The organism is Comamonas sp. C24C (assembly GCF_053345995.1).
The window spans coordinates 260,435-280,191 of sequence record NZ_JBKFBC010000006.1 but is presented as its reverse complement, the minus strand read 5'-3'; the positions used below and the strand labels follow the sequence as shown (position 1 = coordinate 280,191).

The window sequence follows — 19,757 nt, the reverse complement described above, 5'->3', positions numbered from 1 at the left end:
CTGGCTCGGCGGCTTCACCACGATCACGCCGGCCAGCGCCGGCGGTGAACCGGTACGACTAGGGAATTCACTTGTGCTGGATCAAGAGTTCATTCAGTAAACTGAATGTGATTCAGTATGCTGAATGAATGATAAAAAACAAGGAGACAACGATGGAACAGGATTTGCGCGCGCATCTGGACCAGCGGCCCATGACGACCTTCCAATGGTCGGTCATCGCGGTATGCATGGCCCTGAACATGATCGATGGCTTTGACGTGCTGGTGATGGCCTTCACGGCTTCGGCGGTGTCCGGGCACTGGAAGCTCAGCGGCTCGGAACTGGGTTTTTTGCTCAGTGCCGGCCTCTTCGGCATGGCCGCAGGTTCGCTGCTGCTGGCACCCATGGCCGACAAGCTGGGGCGCCGTCCCCTGATCCTGCTGTGCCTGGCCGTGTCCGGGCTGGGCATGCTGGCTTCGGCCTGGAGCCAGACGCCGACGCAGCTTGCGGTGCTGCGCGTGATCACGGGCCTGGGTGTGGGCGGCATTCTGGCGTGCAGCAACGTGATTGCCAGCGAATATGCCTCGCTGCGCTGGCGCAGTCTGGCGGTCACGCTGCAATCGACCGGCTATGCGCTGGGCGCGACCATCGGCGGCAGCATTGCGGTCTGGCTGCTGGCCCACCATGGCTGGCGCTCCGTCTTCATGTTTGGCGGCTTTTCCACGCTCGCGGTGCTGGTTCTGGCCTGGTTCGCCTTGCCGGAGTCCATGGACTTTCTGCTGGTCAAGCGGCCCGCCAATGCGCTGCAGCGTCTCAATGCCCTGATCCGCAAGATGGGCCTGCCCGCACTGGGCTCCCTGCCTCAGGCCGTGGTGGCAGGCAGCGGTGACAGCAAGCGCATGGGGCCTTTGCAGCTGCTGTCTCCCAAGCTGCTGCGCCCCACGTTGCTGGTCTGGCTGTCTTTCTTCTCGGTGATGTTCGGCTTCTATTTCGTGATGAGCTGGACTCCCAAGCTGCTGGCTGCCTCGGGCCTGACGCCCGAGCAGGGCGTGACCACGGGCGTGCTGCTGAGCCTTGGCGGCATTCTGGGCGCGACCTTGCTGGGTCTGCTGGCGGCGCGCTTTGCGATTCACCGTGCGCTGGCGGTCTTCATGCTGGTGACGGCAGTGCTGCTGTGCTTTCTGGTGGGCAGCTCCGGTGCGCTGTGGATGTCGTACACGCTGGCCTTCCTAATCGGCGTGTTCGTGAATGCCTGCGTGGCCGGCCTCTATGCGATTGCGCCGGTGGTCTACGGCAGCGATGTGCGCGCCACCGGTGTGGGCTGGGGCATCGGCATCGGTCGCATCGGGGCGATTGTGTCGCCGCTGGTGGCCGGCGGCCTGCTGGATGCGGCCTGGTCGCCCGACCAGCTGTACCTGGGTTATGGCATGGCGTTTGTCCTGGCTGCCGTCATCGTGTCCATGCACCGTATTGCCGGCCCGCAGGTCGCGCCCAGGCGCACCACGTCCGAAACAGTGGCCGCTCATTGACCAGGGAGACTTCGATGAACCAGATTTCTCACACCATGAGCGCAGTCGCGCCTGCCTTTCCGCTGGATCAATGGTACGTGGCGGGCTTTGCCTGGGAGCTGAAGGACCAGCCGGTGGCGCGTACCTTGCTGGGCCAGCCGGTGGTCCTGTTCCGCACGGAAGATGGCCGGGTCGCGGCGCTTGAGGATCGCTGCTGCCATCGCGAGCTGCCGCTGTCCTGTGGCACGGTGGAAGCCGCGGGTCTGCGCTGCGGCTACCATGGCCTGCTCTTCAGCCATGAGGGGCAGTGCCTCGAAATACCGGGCCAGGAACGGATTCCGGCCAAGGCCTGCGTGAAGTCCTTCGAGCTGCGCGAGCGCGACCAGATTCTCTGGATCTGGATGGGCGCGACGCCGGATTCCGTGCCGGGCACCGAGCCGCCGGCCTATGCCGTGCACAGCGACCCGCAATATCGTTTTGGCGGCGGCGTGTACCACTACGACGCACCGTATCAGCTGATTCACGACAACCTGCTGGACCTGAGCCATCTGGGCTATGTGCACCTCAAGACCATCGGCGGCAACGCCCGCGTGCATATGAACGCGGATCTCAAGGTCAGCCAGGACGGGGACAGCGTGAAGGTGGTGCGCTGGATGCCGGATTCGGACCCTCCACCTACTTATGCACAGGCCTGGCCTTTTCAGGGCCGCATCGACCGCTGGCAGGAAGTGGAGTTTCATCCCTCGCATGTGCGTATCTGGACCGGTGCCATGGATGCGGGCCGGGACAGACTGGACAACCCGGCACGCGAAGGATTCCATATGCGCGGCTTTCACGGCGTGACGCCGGAGACGGAGACCAGCGCGCATTACTTCTGGACGATTGCGACCAATCCGCATCCGCAGATGCAGGACACCACACAGCTGGTGATCGATCAGACGGCGGCCACTTTCGAGGAAGACAAGGTGGTCATCGAAGCCCAGTTCCGCAACCAGCAGCGGTTTGGTTCACGCGCCGTGGTGGATATCCACGTGGATGTGGGGCCCAACCGTGCGCGGCGCGTGATTGAGCGGTTGCGCCAGGCCGGCGCGCAAGCCTCGCAGGCGGTGGCCTAGCGACGCACAAGCAAAAGAGAAGTACCCGAGATGAAGACTGAAACCACGTTCGAGGTGCGCATTGCGCACAAGCAGGAGCAGGCCGCCGGTATCTGCAGCCTGGAATTGCGGGCTCTGGAAGGCGCCAGCCTGGCGCCGTTCAGCGCCGGCTCGCACATCGATGTGCACCTGCCTGGCGGGCTGGTGCGCCAGTATTCGCTGAGCAACGATCCCGCCGAGCTGGATCGCTACGTGATTGCCGTGCTGCGCGAGCCCGCCTCGCGCGGTGGCTCGGCGGCCGTGCACGAGCAGCTGCAGGCCGGCCAGCAGATCACCATCAGCCAGCCGCGCAACCATTTCGAGCTGCATGCTCCGGCCCGCAAGCATTTGCTGCTGGCAGGCGGCATAGGCATCACGCCGATTCTGGCCATGGCGCGCAAGCTGGCGCATGACGGTGCGGAGTTCGCCTTGCACTACTGTGGCCGCTCGCGCGAGCGCATGGCTTTCGCCCAGACCATCGAGACTGCGCAATGGGCTGACAAGGCGCAGATCCATGTGGATGACGCGAATGGAAAGTCGTCGCTGGGTTTGAGCGAATTGCTGCAGCAAAGAGAGCAGGGTCAGCATCTGTATGTGTGCGGACCCAAGGGCTTCATGGACGCCGTGCTCGACACGGCGCGAGAGGCGGGCTGGCCTGCGGAGCAGCTGCACTACGAGTTCTTTGCCGCCGAAGTGGAGCACCGCGACGACGACGAGAGCTTCGAGGTGGAAGTCGCCAGCAGCGGCCAGGTGGTGCGCGTCACGCCGGCGCAGACCGTGGTGCAGGCGCTGGAGTCCATCGGCGTCTGCGTTCAGACCTCGTGCGAGCAGGGCGTCTGCGGCACCTGCCTGACACGCGTCATCTCGGGTCAGCCCGATCACCGCGATATGTATCTGACCGAAGACGAGCAGGCGGCCAATGACCAGTTCCTGCCTTGCTGCTCGCGTGCCAGGTCCGGCCGCCTGGTGCTGGATCTGTGACCAGCGGATTGGGCAGGCTTTGACCATGCGCGGGCAGGGCTAGCGCAGCCTGCTCAAAATAGGCGTTTTCCATGAAAGCGCCGCGTTCCCGCCATGAAGCCTGTCCTGCTAGTTCTGAATCTCCAGGTCTCCGCCCATCTGCAGCAGATGGAGCAGACCTTTGCCGACTTTGATGTGATCTATGCACCCGAGGCCGATCAGGCCGAGGCCGCAATCGCCGCCCACGGCGCGCGCGTGCAATGCGTGTGCACGATTGGTGCGACGGGCCTGTCGGCCGCGCAGATGAAGCGCATGCCCGGGCTTTCGCTGGTCTGCGCCATGGGCGCGGGCTACGAGAACATCGACGTGGCCCATGCCAAGGCGCACGGGATTGCCGTCGGCAACGGCGTGGGCACCAACGACGACTGCGTGGCCGACCACGCCATGGGTCTGCTGATCGCCGCGGTGCGCGGCATCGTCAAGCTGGACAAGGCCACGCGTGCCGGTATCTGGCGCTCGGCCCTGCCGCTGCCGGCCAATGTCTCGGGCAAGCGCCTGGGCATCGTGGGGCTGGGCCAGATCGGCGCCAAGATCGCCAAGCGCGCGGCCGCCTTCGACATGCCCGTCGGCTATCACAACCGCAAGCCACGCGAGGGCGTCGACTACCGCTACTTTGACGATCTGCTGGCGCTGGCTACCTGGGCCGATGTGCTGCTGGTGGCCACGCCGGGCGGCGCGGGCACGCGCCATCTGATCAATGCAGAGGTGCTCGATGCACTGGGCGAAAAAGGCGTGCTGGTGAATATCGCGCGCGGCTCGGTGGTCGATACCGAGGCGCTGGCCGAAGCCGTGCGTGCAGGCCGTCTGGCTGGTGCCGGACTGGATGTCTACGAAAGCGAGCCGCAGCCGCCGCAGCAGCTCATCGATCTGGACGCAGTGGTGCTGACGCCCCATGTGGGCGGCTGGTCGCCCGAGGCCGTGCAGAACTCGGTGGACCGCTTCATCGCCAATATGCGCTGCCATCTGGATGGCAAGCCCTTGGTCTCGCCAGTCTGATGCGCTATTGAATTGAAAGCTGCTTGCGCTTGATGTGCTTGTATTTCAATTTGATTTGATATTGAAATTCACTTATATCAGGCGCTTATAGCTTTGATATTCATAGCAAAAAAATCCCCGCCACGGCAAGCCGTGCGGGGATTTTTACTATCTGCAGCGCCATGAAACTAGCGCGGACCAAACCAGTGACACCAAGCAAGGGCCGCCCCGCAGCGAGGGTGTCGTCCCCCTCCCAAAGAGAGAGGGGGAAGCCGCGGGGCCGCCTAGGCGTAGCGGCTCAGGGGGAGTTTATTTCTGACTAGCAGCAATGGCCTTTTCGGCCTTGTCGACCAGCGGTGCGCCGATCTGGCTCTTCCACTTGTCGTAGACGGGGCGGGTGGCCTTGACAAAGGCTTCGCGCTCTGCAGCGTTAGGTGTGGTCACGGTCACGCCGAGGCCGGTCAGGTCCTTGAGCAGAGGCTTGTCGGCTTCGACCAGGCCCTTGCGAGCGATGGCGATTTCTTCCTTGGCGGCATCCAGCGCGGCCTGCTTGACGATGGCCTGGTCGGCAGGTGTCCAGCTGGCCCACACGTCCTTGTTGACGACGAAGATCAGCGGGTCGTTCATATAGCCCCACATGGTCAGATGCTTCTGGCCCACGGACTGCAGCTTGGCGGCCATGTACACGCCGATGGGGTTCTCCTGGCCGTCCACGGCGCCGCTGGCCATGGCCGGCTGGGCATCGGCCCAGCTCATCTGCGTGGGATTGGCGCCCAGGGCCGTGAAGGTGTCCAGGAACAGGGGCGAGCCCACGACGCGGATCTTCATGCCCTTGAGGTCGGCAGGCGTCTTGATGGCGTGCTTGGAGTTGGAGATTTCGCGGTAGCCGTTCTCACCCCAGGCCAGAGGCACGACGCCGCCTTTTTCCAGGGTCTTGAAGATTTCCTGGCCCACTTCGCCCTGGGTCACGGCGTCCACGGCCTTGAAGTTGGGGAAGAGGAAGGGCATGGAGAACAGGTTCAGCGACTTGACCTGGGGCGACCAGTTGATGGTCGAGCCCACGGCCATGTCGATCACGCCCTGGCGCAGTGCGGAGAACTCACGCGTCTGGTCGCCCTGCACCAGCGATGTGCCGGGGTAGAGCTTGATGTTGATGCGGCCCTGGGTGCGTTCGCGCACCTTGTCGGCCCACAACTCGCCACCCTTGCCCCAGGGGAAGGCCGTGCCCAGCACCAGGGACATGCGGTATTCGCTCTTGTACTTGGCCTGGGCCATGGCCATGGGCGATGCGAAAGCCAGTGCGGCGGCTGTCGCCACGGCAGATGCGAGGAAGGTACGAAGTTTCATTTGGTTTGTCTCCCTTTTAGAAACGAAAAAATGCTTTGCTTGTTAGATGCATTGCACATTGAATAAGCACGGCCCATCTCAGTAGACACCGCGCAAGGGCCGCCCCGCCGCGCTGGTGTCGTCCCCTCCCGAAGAGAGAGGGGATGCGGCAAAGCCGCTCAGGGGAGGCTAGTACCCCATCTTTGCGGGCAGCCACAGAGCGAGCTGCGGGAAGGCAATGACCAGAATCATCACGACGAACATGGACAGCAGCATCCAGCCTACCCAGCGCACGGTGGACTCCATGCGCACGCCCGCGATGCGGCAGCTGACCATCAGATTCACGGCCAGCGGCGGCGTGAACTGGCCCAGTGCCACCTTGAGCGTGAGGATCACGCCAAACCAGACGGGGTCCCACTGGTAGTGATTCATGATGGGCAGCAGCAGCGGCACAAAGATCAGGAAGATCGAGATGCCGTCCAGGAACATGCCCACGGTGATCAGCAGCAGGATCAGCAGACCCAGCACGCCGTATTCGCCGAGACCGGAATTCACGATGGCATTGGCCACCGGATCGATCACGCCCAGGGTGGATAGCGAGAAGGCAAAAATGCCGGCCAGCGACACCACCAGCAGGATCACGGCCGACAGCTCGCCCGCTTCGCGCAGAATCGGGAACAGGTCGCGCACGCCGATGGTGCGGTGAATCACCATGCCGACGAACAGGCCGTAGAACACGGCAACCACGGCGGCTTCGGTGGGCGTGAACCAGCCCATGCGCATGCCGCCCAGGATCAGCACCGGGGCCGCCAGGCCCCAGGAGGCCTCGCGCAGGCTCTTCCAGAACGGCGGGCGGGGCATGGAGGCTTCGAGCGCGCCCATCTTGTGCTTGCGCGACATCCACACGGCGGGAATGATGAGCGCGATACCGGCCAGCACGCCGGGAATCATGCCGGCCGCGAACAGGGCCGGCACCGAAGCGCCTGGCACCAGCACCGAGTAGATGATGAAAGCCACCGAAGGCGGAATCAGGATGTCCGTCGCTGCGGCTGCTCCGACCACGCTGGCCGAGAAGCTCTTGGGATAGCCCGCGCGGCTCATGGCGGCAATCATCACGCCGCCCACGGCCGCCGCATTGGCCGGCCCGGAGCCGGAGATACCGCCCAGAAACATGGCCACGGCAATCGCCACCAGCGGCAGCATGCCGGGGCCGCGGCCCACGATGGCCACGGCAAAGTTCACCAGCCGCAGGGCAACGCCCGAGCGATCGAAGATGGAGCCCACGAGCACGAACATGGGAATCGCCAGCAGCGGATATTTGCCCAGCCCGGCATAGAAATTCTGCGGCACGGCCAGCAGGCCGAACCACTGCGTATCGGCATTGGCCAGGGCAATCGCGGCCGCCCCGGCCAGGCCGAGGGCCGCGCCTATGGGCACGCCGATGAACATCAGGCCCAGAAAGGCCACGAACAGCAAGGTGGCGATCATGCGATCTCCTTGCTGTGGTCTTTTTCCACGGGCTCGTCAGGGAAGGCGCCGGGCTTGCCCTGGCGGATGAACAGGCCGATGGCGCGCAGCGTGATCAGGGCGGAGACCACGGGCAGCCAGATCGAATACCACCACTGCGGCAGGCCGATGCCGGGCGAGGTTTCCTCGAAGCGGAAGTCGTCCCAGACCACGCGTACGCTGAGCACGGCAATGATGGCAAACAGCAGCGCCACCATCAGCGAGCCGAAACGGGCCAGAGCCTTGCGGCGCTGGACGGAGCCGCTGTCCGAGAAGAACTCGATGCGGATATGCTGATTGCGCGCCACGGCGGCAGAGCCTGCGACCAGGGCCAGCAAGATCATCAGAAAGACCGAGATTTCCTCGGTCCAGGCAAAGGAGGAGTTGGTGAAATAGCGCACCAGCACATTGGCAAAGGTGATCAGGGCCAGAGCGGCCATGATGATCACGGTCAGCCAGTCTTCAATGCGCAGGGAGCGAGGCTCGTCCGGGCGCGCGCCGATATCGGCGCCACCATCGGTCTCGGGAGGAGTGGAGGACATGAACGCGGAAAGTCAGAAAAACACACAGGGGTCAGGGCAGCTCGCCTGAATGGCGTGATCCGCGCGCACTCGATGAAAATGCCCTTATGTTCACGACTTACGCAAAACGGGTTAAAGCAAGACGATTGCCTCAGGAGGCAGGCCGTTGTTGCATTCTGGTTTGCGTAAGTCCTTATGTTGTTCCTTGACCTTCACGGCGTTGTGCACCGGGATGGCTTGGAGCGAGTAGACACACCGGATAGATGTGAGCAAATATTATCAAGGTATCTATGTCGCATGGCTTACGTCGTGCAGCAGGCATTACCCTAGGGTCTGACGAGCACGGCGGGCTTGGCGCCGAGTCCGTGCTGCATCCCGTTTAGCAGCCAACAAGGATTACCTCCGTTGCACAGCTTTGGTGCAGGGCAGCGGATAATGAGAGTCTATGGAAACCAAATGGCTTGAAGATTTTGTCAGCCTTGCTGAAACCCGCAGTTTCAGCCGCTCGGCCCAGCTGCGCCACGTGACGCAGCCTGCGTTCTCGCGCCGCATCCAGGCGCTGGAGGCCTGGGCGGGCACGGATCTGGTCGACAGAAGCTCGTACCCGACGCGACTGACACCAGCAGGCAAGACCATGTACGAGCAGGCGCTGGAGATTCTGCAGTCCCTGCAGAGCACCCGGACCATGCTGCGTGCCCACGTCAGTGCCGGCAAGGGCATGGTGGGCTTTGCCGTGCCGCATACGCTGGCGTTCACGTTCTTCCCGAACTGGGTGTCGGCCGTGCATGAGAAGTTCGGCCCTTTCCGCAGCCGTCTGTTCGCCCTCAATGTGCACGATGCGGTGATGCGCCTCGTGGAAGGCGGCTGCGATCTGCTGATTGCCTACTACCACTCTTCCCAGCCTTTCCAGCTGGACCCATCGCGCTATGAAATGGTGAGCTTGGGGCATGAGGTGCTGGCTCCCTACTCCAAGCCCGACGAGAACGGCAACCCCATCTTTGCGCTGCCCGGCCGCCAGGGCCAGCCGCTGCCATACCTGGGCTATGCCGCTGGCGCCTATTTAGGCCGCGTGACGGAGCTGATCCTCAAGGAAGCGTCCGAGGCCGTGCACCTCGAGCGTGTCTATGAAACCGATATGGCCGAAGGCCTCAAGGCCATGGCGCTTGAAGGTCATGGCGTGGCCTTTTTGCCCTATAGCGCGGTGCGTGGCGAGCTGGAGTCCGGCCGCCTGGTGCGCGCCGTGCCCGAGGGCGTGACCGGTTTCCAGATGGACATGGAAGTGCGAGCCTATCGGGAAAAACCCACGGGCGATGCGCCACAGGGAGGAGCTGCCGCGCTCTGGAACTTCCTCAAGGAGCAGGGCGAGATTGCGGGTGGCGAGGTCAAGGCTGTGTAACCCGACCGAGTGTTGCTTTTCTTCCAAAAGGGCCAATTGGCCCTTTTCTTGCTTGTGTGACCGGGTTTGAGTGATTTTGGGCGTTTTACTGGTGAAAACCCTAATGTTATGCATCGGGTAAATACTGAATATGCAAGTTGCGCATAAGGATTTTTGCCATCGGCATTGGCTTGTGAAATCACGAAAGCATTAGAGTTCGCAGCTTGCACAAAAAGAGGTGCTGCTTTGCAACACAAGATTGAGGCGGTGAGTAGGTGGTTGCCTTCCTGAATTCCCTACGGGAAAAGTCTTAGAAATGATTGCAATTCAGTCATCTTCATGACTGCACAATGTGTGCGGTACATTTGTTAACGCAACCTGTCCACCCTCACAAAGGGCGATGCGTTAAGGAGTGGCAAGCGTTTTTGGTCCTTACCAATAGGAGATCCGTATGAAGAAGCATTTGTTGGCCATCGCCGTAACCGCACTGGCAACTGGCACCGTGTTTGCACAGGCCAATGACACCCTGGCCAAGATCAAGTCCACCGGCAGCGTCACCCTGGGCGTGCGTGAGTCGTCCGGCCTGGGCTATACGCTGGGCAATGGCAAATATGTGGGCTTCCATACCGAAATGGGTGAGCGCATCCTCAAGGACATCCAGAAGCAACTGGGCCTGACAGCGCTGGAAGTGAAGTACCAGCCCGTGACTTCGCAAAACCGTATTCCTCTGGTGCAGAACGGCACCGTGGACATCGAGTGCGGCTCCACCACCAACAACACGGCTCGTCAGAAGGACGCAGCCTTTGCCTTCACCACCTATGTGGAAGAAGTGCGCATCGCCACCCGTGCCAACTCGGGCATCACCGGCATCAAGGACCTGAACGGCAAGACCATCGTGACCACGACGGGCACGACTTCCGTGCAGACCCTGCGCAAGAACAAGCGCGCCGACGGCCTGACCTTCAAGGAAGTCATGGGCAAGGACCACGCCGACAGCTTCCTGATGCTGGAAACCGGCCGTGCCGACGCCTTCATCATGGACGGCTCCATCCTGGCCGCCAACATCTCCAAGTCCAAGGCCCCCAACGATTACAAGATCGTGGGTGAAGTGCTGTCGGTGGAACCCATCGCCTGCATGATGCGCAAGGACGATCCCGCCTTCAAGAAGGCCGTGGACGAATCCATCGTGCGTCAGATCAAGGATGGCTCCCTGACCAAGCTGTACGACAAGTGGTTCCTGCAGCCCATTCCTCCCAACAACGTGAAGGTGGGTCTGCCACTGTCGGCTGCCACCAAGGATGCGTGGGCTCACCCCAACGACAAGCCCATGGAAGCTTACGAAGTCAAGTAATCCCGCCCAATAGGTGTACCGCCCCTTCTGCCAAGCGGTTAGAAGGGGCTTTTTTGTTGCGAGGGCCGGTGTGAGCGTTTGCCCTCATAAACCAAGAATGAAAGAGGTGCTCGTATGAGTTGGGATTGGCAGGTGTTCTGTGAGGACACCATTACCCAAGAGGTCGGGCAGAGTTGTTTTGGCAAGAACGGTGACATCACCTATCTGGACTGGATGATGTCGGCCTGGGGCTGGACCGTGGCGGTGGCTTTGCTGTCGCTGGTCATTGCCCTGGTGCTGGGCGCAGTCATTGGTACCTTGCGTACCTTGCCCGACCGTCCGTGGATCGTGCGCCTGGGCAATGCCTGGGTGGAGTTGTTCCGCAATATTCCCTTGCTGGTCCAGGTGTTCATCTGGTATCACGTGGTTCCGGCCATCTTCCCTGCAATGAAGTCCCTGCCGGGCTTTGTGCTGGTGGTGTTTGCCATCGGTTTCTTCACCTCGGCGCGTATTGCCGAGCAGGTGCGATCCGGTATTCAGGCTCTGCCGCGAGGCCAGCGCTACGCCGGTATGGCTGTGGGTTTCACGACCTTCCAGACCTACCGCTATGTGCTGCTGCCGATGGCGTTTCGCATCATCATCCCGCCGCTGACCAGCGAGGCCATGAACGTGTTCAAGAACTCGTCCGTGGCATTTGCCGTGTCCGTGGCCGAGCTGACCATGTTCGCCATGCAGGCACAGGAAGAAACGGCGCGCGGCGTCGAGATCTATCTGGCTGTCACGGGTCTGTATGTGATTTCTGCCTTCATCATCAACCGCATCATGGCCTTCATCGAGAAGCGTTCTCGCGTTCCCGGCCTGATTGCAGCCAGCGGTGGAGGCCACTGATATGAATCTCAACCTCGACTGGTCGTTTTTCTCGTTGGAACTGTTCAGCAACTTTGTGCTGAAGGGTCTGTATTTCAGCGTGTTCCTGACTGTGGTCGCCACGCTGGGCGGCATCTTCTTCGGCACCTTGCTGGCGCTGATGCGCCTGTCGGGCAAGAAGTGGCTGGAGCTGCCCGCCACCATCTATGTCAACGGCATGCGTTCCATCCCGCTGGTGATGGTGATCCTGTGGTTCTTCCTGCTGATGCCCATGCTGATCGGCAAGCCCATCGGCGCGGAGACTTCGGCCATCATCACCTTCGTGGCCTTCGAAGCCGCATATTTCTCTGAAATCATGCGTGCCGGCATCCAGTCCATTCCACGTGGACAGGTGTTTGCGGGCCAGGCACTGGGCATGACCTATGGTCAGAACATGCGTCTGGTGGTGCTGCCTCAGGCCTTCCGCAACATGCTGCCCGTGCTGCTGACCCAGACCATCATCCTGTTCCAGGATACTTCGCTGGTCTATGCGATCGGCGCCTACGACATGCTCAAGGGCTTCGAAATTGCCGGCAAGAACTATGGCCGACCCATCGAGTCCTATCTGGCGGCTGCCGTGACCTATTTTGTGATCTGCTTTGCACTGTCTTGGTTCGTCAAGCGTCTGCACAAGAAGATCGCCATCATCCGTTAAGCCGGCTCCCTTTGAGGAATTGCAATGATTGAACTCAAGAACGTTTCCAAGTGGTACGGCAGCTTTCAGGTGCTGTCCGATTGCTCCACCAATATCAACAAGGGCGAGGTGGTGGTGGTGTGCGGCCCTTCGGGCTCTGGCAAGTCCACGCTGATCAAGACCATCAATGCGCTGGAGCCCTTCCAGAAGGGCGAGATCTTTGTGGACGGCACGGCAGTGCACGATCCCAAGACCGATCTGCCCAAGCTGCGCAGCCGCGTGGGCATGGTGTTCCAGCACTTTGAGCTGTTCCCCCATCTGTCGGTGACGGAGAACCTGACCATCGCGCAGATGAAGGTGCTGGGCCGCAGCGCGGCCGATGCCAAGACCCGTGGCCTCAAGATGCTGGACCGCGTGGGCCTGACCGCTCACAAGGACAAGTTCCCCGGTCAGCTCTCGGGTGGCCAGCAGCAGCGCGTGGCCATTGCGCGCGCTCTGTCCATGGACCCCATCGTGATGCTGTTCGACGAACCCACTTCGGCGCTGGATCCGGAAATGGTGGGCGAAGTGCTGGACGTAATGATGGGCCTGGCCAACGAAGGCATGACCATGATGTGCGTGACCCACGAAATGGGTTTTGCGCGCAAGGTGGCCAGCCGTGTGATCTTCATGGACGTGGGTGGCAAGATTCTGGAAGACTGCAGCAAGGAAGAGTTCTTCGGCCATCCCGAAAACCGTCAGCCGCGTACCAAGGAATTTCTCAACAAGATCCTGCAGCATTGATGCCGCAGGCAAGCCGAAAAAAGGCGCTCCCAGGAGCGCCTTTTTTCATGGCCTCTCGCCAGACTCAGACTGAGTCGCTCAGCATTGCAGCACGCCGCGAGGCTCGCGCATCAGCGTGCTCTGACCAAACAGGCTTTGCACCAGATCCACCACCAGCTCCGCCGTCTGGTTGCGCAGGTCCAGTGCCGGATTCAGCTCCACGATGTCCAGCGATGCAAGGCGACCGGTGTCGGCAATCATTTCCATGCACAGTTGGGCCTCGCGGTAGGTGGGGCCGCCGCGTACCGGCGTTCCCGTGCCGGGGGCAATATCGGGGTCCAGGAAGTCCACGTCGAAACTCAGATGCAGATGGATGTCCCTGTCGTTGCGCCCCAGCAGGCTGACCAGGGAGCGGCGCATCACTTCACGCATGCCCAGCTCGTCGATGGCGCGCATGTCGTAGACCTCCAGCCCCAGCTCGCGAATCATGTGCTTCTCGCTCTCGTCCACGCTGCGCAGCCCGATCTGGCAGAACGATGAAGCGGGCAGGGCGGGAGTTGCCCCGGACAGCGCAGCCAGCTGCGCCGGCCCCAGTCCGCAGAGGCTTGAAACCGGCATGCCGTGCAGATTGCCCGTGGGCGAACTGTCGGGGGTGTTGCAGTCCGAATGGGCATCCAGCCAGAGCACGCGCAGCTGCTTGCCCGTGGCGCGGCAATGGCGGGCCACGGCGCTGATGGAGCCCGTGGCCAGCGTGTGGTCGCCGCCCAGCACTATGGGCAGCCGGTTTTGCTGCAGCACCTGCAGTACCGCGTCATGGGCGATCTGGTTCCAGCTCAGGCATTCGGCCAGATTGCGCAGGCCCTGGGCATCGCGCGCGCCACGCGGATTGCCGGGGCCGGCCAGGTTGCCCAGATCGCTGACCTGCACGCCCAGTCGTTCAAGCGCCGGACCGAGCTGGGCCACGCGCAGTGCGTCGGGCCCCATGGCGGCGCCCAGGCGTGAAGCGCCGACATCGGTGGGCAGGCCTATCAGTGTGGACAAAGTGTGTGTCATAAGCCGCTCCGCTTCAGGCCGTTCTGCGCGCTGCAAGATTGATGATCTGAGGGCTGGCTGCCTGTCTCACCATGGCAAACAAATCCTTGGGGTCGGCGAGTTCAGGCACCAGCTCGATCTGCGACAGCAGGCCCGCCTCGCCTGCCAGGCGGTGCATGGTGCGTAGCGCCGAGTAATCCTCCAGCGCGAAGCCCACGGAGTCGAACAAGGTGATCTGGACGTCCGATGTCCGGCCCGGCGCCAGCTTCTGCAGCACGCGCCACAGCTCGGTCACGGCAAAGTCGGCCGGCATCTGTTGCAGCTCGCCTTCGACGCGCGTCTGCGGCTCGTACTCGACGAAGACTTGCGCGCGCTGCAGGGCACTGGCATCGAACTCCGTCTTGCCGGGGCAGTCGCCGCCCACGGCATTGATATGCATGCCGGGCTCCAGCAGATGGCCGGGGATGATGGTGGCGCGGGTCTTGTCGGCGGTGGCGGTGGTCACGATGTCGGTGCCGGCCACGGCATCCCGCACGCTGGTGCAGACAATGGCCGTGGCAGAGAAGCCGGGCAGGAACGGCTGCAGGTTGCGCAGCAGCTTTTGCGAGGCGGCCGGGTCGATGTCGAACAGGCGCAGTTCGCGCACGCCCAGCAGCTCCATGAAGGCCAGTGCCTGAAATTCGCTTTGCGAGCCATTGCCGATCAGCGCCATGCTGCGGTTGCCAGAGCGTGCCAGATGGCGCGCTGCCATGGCCGATGTGGCAGCGGTGCGCAAGGCCGTGGTCAGCGTCAGCTCGCTGACAAAACGCGGCATGCCGGTGGCGACATCGGCCAGCGCGCCGAAAGCCATCACCGTGGGCAGGCCCAGGCGCGGATTGTGCGGGTGGCCGTTGACGTATTTGAAGGCGTAGTCCCGTGCATCGGCCACAGGCATCAGCTCGATCACGCCGCTGGCCGAATGGGCGGCCGTACGTGCGCTTTTGTCGAAGTCCTGCCAGCGGCCGAAGTCGGCCTCCAGGGCTTCGCTGACCAGGCGCAGCACCTGGGTGATGCCGATGCGCGCGACCAGCCGGGCAGCGTCGCTGGCGCTGAGAAAGTCGGTGCGCAATGGTGTGTTGGCCAGAGCTTGAGGAACAGACATAAGACCTCCTCCTTGGCTTCATTTTTGAGGATTTTTGCGCCAAATGCCAGAGAGAAGAGCCTGTGACCGCCGTGGGAGCACTGCTCTTGCGGAGTCGGGTGCGGCCTTGCCGCCAGGGAAGATGGGACAATATCGGCCATGACTCAGACCATCACGATTACCCGCCCCGATGATTGGCACTTGCATGTGCGCGATGGCGATGCCATGCGCTGCGTGGTGCCGCACACTGCCCGCCAGATGGGCCGTGCCATCATCATGCCCAACCTCAAGCCCCCGGTCACCACGGCGGAGATGGCAGCGGACTACCGCGCCCGCATTCTGTCGGCCGTGCCCGCAGGCAGCCGGTTCCAGCCGCTGATGACGCTGTATCTGACGGACAACCTGGGCCCCGAGGAAATCGTGCGAGCCAAGGCGGCCGGCGTGGTGGCCTGCAAGCTGTACCCCGCAGGTGCCACGACCAATTCCGACCATGGCGTGACCGATCTGCGCAAGATCTACCCGACGCTGCAGGCCATGCAGCGCGAAGGCCTGGTGCTGCTGGTGCACGGTGAAGTGACCGATCAGAGCATCGACCTGTTCGACCGCGAGGCCGTGTTCATCGAGCAGCAGCTCAAGCCTCTGCGCAAGGATTTCCCCGAGCTCAAGATCGTCATGGAGCATGTGACGACCAAGGAAGCCGCCGAGTACGTGGCCGCCGCCGACGATTTCCTGGCGGCCACCATCACGCCCCAGCATTTGCTGTTCAACCGCAATGCCATCTTCCTGGGCGGCGTGCGCCCGCACTTCTATTGCCTGCCGGTCCTCAAGCGCGAAACCCATCGCCTGGCACTGGTGCAGGCCGCCACCAGCGGCAGCAGCAAGTTCTTCCTGGGCACGGACAGCGCTCCCCATGCCGCGCATCTGAAGGAAGCCGCGACCGGCTGCGCCGGCTGCTACAGCGCCCACGCCGCCATCGAGATGTATGCGGAGGTGTTTGACGGCGTTGGCGCCCTGGACAAGCTGGAAGCCTTTGCCTCCTTCAATGGCGCCGATTTCTACGGCCTGCCCCGCAACACCGACACCATCACCCTGGTCAAGGAAAGCTGGACACCTCCCGTGAGCTTTGAATACGGCGAAGGGGCGCAGCTCAAGCCTCTGCGCTTTGGCGAAGCCTTGCCCTGGAAGATGCTGGATTAAAAACAGTAGCTGCAAGCGCCTGTGTTCACTTGAATTGAAGGCGTTTTCGGTCTGAAATCAAGAAAGGAGTTGCGCAAGCTGCTCCTTTTTTAATTTGGCTTTACGCAAGGCCTCGGTTAGGCTTGGCCAAACAGCGCTCAGGAGATTGCATGCCCAACGATGTCCAGCCCAAGATTGCCTTGCTGATCGATGCGGACAACGCGCCCGCGGAGATGATTGACGAGATATTGACCGAGCTGTCCACCTTCGGCCTGATCAATATCCGCCGTGCCTATGGCAACTGGACCAAGGCCGGTCTGCATGGCTGGCAGAGCAAGCTGCTCGAATATGCCGTGCGGCCCATGCAGCAGTTCGATTACTCCAAGGGCAAGAACGCGACCGACATGGCCATGACGGTGGATGCCATGGAGCTGCTCTATACCGAAAAGCCCGATGCCTTCGGAATCGTCTCGTCGGATGCCGACTTCACCCCGCTGGTCATGCATTTGCGCGCCAAGGGCGCTGCTGTCTATGGATTCGGGGCGGAGCAGACGCCCAAGGCTTTCGTCAACGCCTGCTCGCGCTTTCTGTATTTCGATGCGCTCAAGGAGCTGGGCGACGGCATTGTCAGTCGCAGCGAGCGCCGCGAGGCTCTGGAAGCAGAAGCCGTACCGCGTGCCGTTCCCGCGGCAAGCCAGCCGCAGGGATCGAACCCCAACGCCGGCAATGGCCGGGTGGCTGGCGGCACCGGTGTGGCCGCACCGGCCTGCACCACGCTGCGCGTGCCCTCGCATATGCTCAAGGAAGACAGGCAGCTCATCGCCATGCTGCGCGATGCCGTCAAGGCGACGCAGGACGAGGCCGGCTGGGCGCGTGTGGCGGCGGTGGGTACGCATATCGGCAACAAGCTGTCCTTCGATGCACGCAACTATGGTTATGCATCGCTGACCAAGCTCATGGCCGCGACCCAGGTGTTCGAGCTGCGCGACGAAGGCACGGCCCGCGTCGCGGTGCGCGATCTGCGTGGTCTGCAGCCTTGACGCAGCCCACTGCAATGCAGACGGTGGATTGGGCCATTGACTGGCAGGCGCCCTGGCTGGCCCCGCTGCAGGTGTTGGGCCGCCAGGTGCATGACCGGGTGCTGGACGGCGCCGGCGTGGCCCGGGCCTTGCAGGAGGTGGCTGCCGCCCACGGACTGCTGCCGGGCTGGCAGTTCGTCGATCAGCTGCAGCTGCCTGCCGGTCAGCCCTATGAGGCATTTATCCACAGCCGGCGCTGCATTCCCACCCGCGACAATCTGCATGATTTCTTCAACGGCCTGATCTGGCTGCACTGGCCGCTACTGAAGCAGCGGCTCAATGCATTGCAGGCGGCCGAGATCGCGCGCCAGGGCGTGGGCGCGCAGCGCGGGCGCCTGCGCGACTCGATCACGGTGCTGGACGAGAACGGCGGCCTGCTGCTGGCGCCTCAGGCTCTGTGCGATGCGCTGCGCGACAAGCGCTGGCAGGAGCTGTTCGTGGGCCGGCGGGCGCTGTGGCAGCAGGCGCGCTTCCTGCCCATAGGCCATGCCCTGCTGGAAAAGCTGGTCCAGCCGCGCAAGGCCATCACGGCGCATGTGATCTGTGTACCGACTGAGCAGGCGCCGCGCCTGATGTTGCCGGCCGAGGCCGATGGCTGGTTGTGCGAACAGCTGCGCACACAGTCTTGCAATCTGGCCGACAAGCCATATCTACCAATTCCCATATTGGGAATCCCGGACTGGTGCCTGCAAAACCAGAACTTTTCCTTCTATGATGACTCTCTAGTTTTCCGAGCCCCACGTACCGCACAAACAACACAACAACGGGTACCGCCAGAAAGAGAACTGGCTTGATGCGCATTCGCCCTGCACAGGCGGTGCCTCAGGGGTTCTGGTCATTTTGTCCCCTGTGTGGAGTACACCCTCGATGAAACGTATTGCCTTATTTCTACTGACCAATATCGCCGTGGTGGCGGTATTGGGCATCGTCGCCAGCTTGCTGGGCGTCAACCGCTACCTCACTGCCAACGGCCTCAATCTGGGCGCCCTGCTGGGCTTTGCCTTCATCATGGGTTTTGGCGGCGCCATCATCTCGCTGCTGATCTCCAAGCCCATGGCCAAGTGGACGTCGGGCGTGCAGGTCATCAACGAGCCGCGCAATGCCGATGAGGCCTGGATCGTCAACACCGTGCGCGGCTTTGCCGAGAAGGCCGGCATCGGCATGCCCGAAGTCGGCATCTATGAGGGCGAGCCCAACGCCTTTGCGACCGGCGCCTTCAAGAACTCGGCCCTGGTGGCGGTGTCCACGGGGCTGCTCGAAGGCATGACGCGCGAAGAGGTCGAGGCCGTGATCGGTCACGAAGTGGCACACATCGCCAATGGCGACATGGTGACCATGACGCTGATCCAGGGCGTGATGAACACCTTTGTGGTCTTCCTCTCGCGTGTGATCGGCTATGCGGTCGACTCCTTTCTGCGCCGCAACGACGAGCAAAGCTCGGGCCCCGGCATCGGCTACATGATCACCACCGTGGTGCTGGATATCTTGCTGGGCTTTGTCGCCGCCATCATCGTGGCCTGGTTCTCGCGTCAGCGCGAGTTCCGTGCCGACGCGGGTGCTGCACAGCTCATGGGTCGCAAGCAGCCCATGATGAATGCGCTGGCCCGTCTGGGCGGCATGCATCCGGGCGAGCTGCCCAAGAGCGTCGCAGCCATGGGCATTGCCGGCGGCATCGGCCAGCTGTTCTCCACCCACCCGCCCATCGAGCAGCGCATTGCTGCACTGCAAAACGCCCGTTAAGCGTACACATGTGTAAACGGCAGTAGCCGGTCTTTACCGCTGCTTCACAAGCCCCTGTCAACAACCGGCAGGGGCTTTTGCGTTGTAAGAGCATATACATGTCCCCGGACTTTCAGGAGTTGTGATGTCCTTCATCTCTCAAACCATGACCCGCCGTTTGCTGCCGGTCTTGCTGCTGGGCGGCTCGGCCGCCCTGCTTACGGGCTGCGTGGTGGCCCCGGCCTATCCGGCTTATGGAGGCGAGGTGGTTGCGGGCGACGTCTATGCACCCATGGCCCCGCCTCCCCTGATCAACGAGGTGATCCCGGTGGCTCCCTCGCCGGCCTATGTCTGGATCGGCGGCTCCTGGGGCTGGGGCGGCGGACGCTACAACTGGCGTCCCGGTCGCTGGGCCATGCCGCCACGTCCCGGTTACGGATGGCATGAAGGGGGCTGGAACCATGGCCCTGGCGGCTGGCATCATGGCGGTGGCCATTGGGGGCCGCGCCGCTGAGGGCGTCCGCTAGGTGACAAGAGATGGCATAAGCCCGCTAGGCGGGCCATGCCGGCATCGCTAGAGTCGGATGCAGGAGGTTTGCCGTGAATCCTGCTCTTGTCACCCGCCGCGAAGGCGCTGTTCTCGTTCTCTCCAACAA

19 protein-coding genes are annotated in these 19,757 nt (G+C 62.6%); 14 read left to right on the top strand and 5 right to left on the bottom strand.

Features of this window, described 5'->3' with window-relative positions:
• Window positions 1-152: 152 nt before the first annotated feature.
• The 4 genes from ACLBXN_RS13650 (at window position 153) to ACLBXN_RS13635 (ending at window position 4,636) form a co-directional block, all read left to right on the top strand.
• Window positions 153-1,508 carry an MFS transporter gene (locus ACLBXN_RS13650; RefSeq protein ID WP_447612468.1) on the top strand — a complete coding sequence of 452 codons (1,356 nt, stop codon included), beginning with the start codon at window positions 153-155 and terminating at the stop codon, window positions 1,506-1,508.
• 14 nt (window positions 1,509-1,522) lie between these two features.
• The gene (locus ACLBXN_RS13645) at window positions 1,523-2,602 is read left to right on the top strand and encodes a Rieske 2Fe-2S domain-containing protein (protein ID WP_447612467.1); all 1,080 of its coding nucleotides are present in this window, start codon (window positions 1,523-1,525) and stop codon (window positions 2,600-2,602) included.
• Window positions 2,603-2,632: 30 nt separating this feature from the next.
• Window positions 2,633-3,601, top strand: a complete 969-nt coding sequence (locus ACLBXN_RS13640) for a PDR/VanB family oxidoreductase (RefSeq protein WP_447612466.1) — start codon at window positions 2,633-2,635, stop codon at window positions 3,599-3,601.
• Window positions 3,602-3,694: 93 nt separating this feature from the next.
• Window positions 3,695-4,636 carry a 2-hydroxyacid dehydrogenase gene (locus tag ACLBXN_RS13635; protein WP_447612465.1) on the top strand — a complete coding sequence of 314 codons (942 nt, stop codon included), beginning with the start codon at window positions 3,695-3,697 and terminating at the stop codon, window positions 4,634-4,636.
• Window positions 4,637-4,924: 288 nt separating this feature from the next.
• On the opposite strand, the gene ACLBXN_RS13630 is transcribed toward ACLBXN_RS13635, so the two are convergent.
• The 3 genes from ACLBXN_RS13630 to ACLBXN_RS13620 all read right to left on the bottom strand — a co-directional run bounded on the left by ACLBXN_RS13630 (window position 4,925) and on the right by ACLBXN_RS13620 (window position 7,989).
• The gene (locus ACLBXN_RS13630) at window positions 4,925-5,962 is read right to left on the bottom strand and encodes a DctP family TRAP transporter solute-binding subunit (protein ID WP_003081260.1); all 1,038 of its coding nucleotides are present in this window, start codon (window positions 5,960-5,962) and stop codon (window positions 4,925-4,927) included.
• Between the two features lie 168 nt (window positions 5,963-6,130).
• Window positions 6,131-7,429 (bottom strand): TRAP transporter large permease, encoded by a 1,299-nt coding sequence (locus tag ACLBXN_RS13625; protein ID WP_043008640.1) that lies wholly within the window; start codon window positions 7,427-7,429, stop codon window positions 6,131-6,133.
• Entirely contained in the window at window positions 7,426-7,989 is a 564-nt protein-coding gene (locus tag ACLBXN_RS13620) for a TRAP transporter small permease (protein ID WP_447612464.1), read from the bottom strand. Before ACLBXN_RS13620 ends, ACLBXN_RS13625 begins: the two co-directional genes overlap by 4 nt.
• A 424-nt stretch (window positions 7,990-8,413) precedes the next feature.
• Here ACLBXN_RS13620 and ACLBXN_RS13615 point away from each other — a divergent pair, with 424 nt between their 5' ends.
• The 5 genes from ACLBXN_RS13615 to ACLBXN_RS13595 all read left to right on the top strand — a co-directional run bounded on the left by ACLBXN_RS13615 (window position 8,414) and on the right by ACLBXN_RS13595 (window position 12,996).
• Window positions 8,414-9,364, top strand: coding sequence for a LysR substrate-binding domain-containing protein (locus tag ACLBXN_RS13615; protein WP_003051111.1), 951 nt, complete (start codon window positions 8,414-8,416; stop codon window positions 9,362-9,364).
• Between the two features lie 430 nt (window positions 9,365-9,794).
• Window positions 9,795-10,694, top strand: coding sequence for a transporter substrate-binding domain-containing protein (locus ACLBXN_RS13610; protein WP_003051113.1), 900 nt, complete (start codon window positions 9,795-9,797; stop codon window positions 10,692-10,694).
• A gap of 114 nt (window positions 10,695-10,808) precedes the next feature.
• On the top strand, window positions 10,809-11,561 hold the full coding sequence (locus ACLBXN_RS13605; protein ID WP_043008634.1) for an amino acid ABC transporter permease: 753 nt from the start codon (window positions 10,809-10,811) through the stop codon (window positions 11,559-11,561).
• Window position 11,562: 1 nt separating this feature from the next.
• Window positions 11,563-12,234 (top strand): amino acid ABC transporter permease, encoded by a 672-nt coding sequence (locus ACLBXN_RS13600; protein WP_043008631.1) that lies wholly within the window; start codon window positions 11,563-11,565, stop codon window positions 12,232-12,234.
• A 24-nt stretch (window positions 12,235-12,258) separates the two neighbouring features.
• On the top strand, window positions 12,259-12,996 hold the full coding sequence (locus tag ACLBXN_RS13595; RefSeq protein ID WP_003051120.1) for an amino acid ABC transporter ATP-binding protein: 738 nt from the start codon (window positions 12,259-12,261) through the stop codon (window positions 12,994-12,996).
• A 78-nt stretch (window positions 12,997-13,074) separates the two neighbouring features.
• On the opposite strand, the gene rocF is transcribed toward ACLBXN_RS13595, so the two are convergent.
• A complete protein-coding gene (gene rocF, locus ACLBXN_RS13590) occupies window positions 13,075-14,028 on the bottom strand; it encodes an arginase (protein WP_447612463.1) in 954 nt (317 codons plus the stop codon).
• Between the two features lie 13 nt (window positions 14,029-14,041).
• The gene (locus ACLBXN_RS13585; protein ID WP_447612462.1) at window positions 14,042-15,148 is read right to left on the bottom strand and encodes an ornithine cyclodeaminase; all 1,107 of its coding nucleotides are present in this window, start codon (window positions 15,146-15,148) and stop codon (window positions 14,042-14,044) included.
• A gap of 129 nt (window positions 15,149-15,277) precedes the next feature.
• On the opposite strand from ACLBXN_RS13585, the gene pyrC reads away from it, so the two are divergent.
• From pyrC to ACLBXN_RS13560, 5 genes are all read left to right on the top strand, one after another.
• Window positions 15,278-16,324, top strand: a complete 1,047-nt coding sequence (pyrC, locus tag ACLBXN_RS13580; protein ID WP_043008166.1) for a dihydroorotase — start codon at window positions 15,278-15,280, stop codon at window positions 16,322-16,324.
• Between the two features lie 149 nt (window positions 16,325-16,473).
• Window positions 16,474-17,343 carry an NYN domain-containing protein gene (locus ACLBXN_RS13575; protein WP_447612461.1) on the top strand — a complete coding sequence of 290 codons (870 nt, stop codon included), beginning with the start codon at window positions 16,474-16,476 and terminating at the stop codon, window positions 17,341-17,343.
• Window positions 17,344-17,357: 14 nt separating this feature from the next.
• Complete coding sequence (locus ACLBXN_RS13570; protein ID WP_447612460.1) at window positions 17,358-18,176, top strand: DUF3025 domain-containing protein; 819 nt, start codon at window positions 17,358-17,360, stop codon at window positions 18,174-18,176.
• Between the two features lie 73 nt (window positions 18,177-18,249).
• Complete coding sequence (htpX, locus tag ACLBXN_RS13565; RefSeq protein WP_003051126.1) at window positions 18,250-19,122, top strand: protease HtpX; 873 nt, start codon at window positions 18,250-18,252, stop codon at window positions 19,120-19,122.
• Window positions 19,123-19,246: 124 nt separating this feature from the next.
• Window positions 19,247-19,615 carry a YXWGXW repeat-containing protein gene (locus tag ACLBXN_RS13560; RefSeq protein ID WP_034373244.1) on the top strand — a complete coding sequence of 123 codons (369 nt, stop codon included), beginning with the start codon at window positions 19,247-19,249 and terminating at the stop codon, window positions 19,613-19,615.
• Window positions 19,616-19,757: the final 142 nt, after the last annotated feature.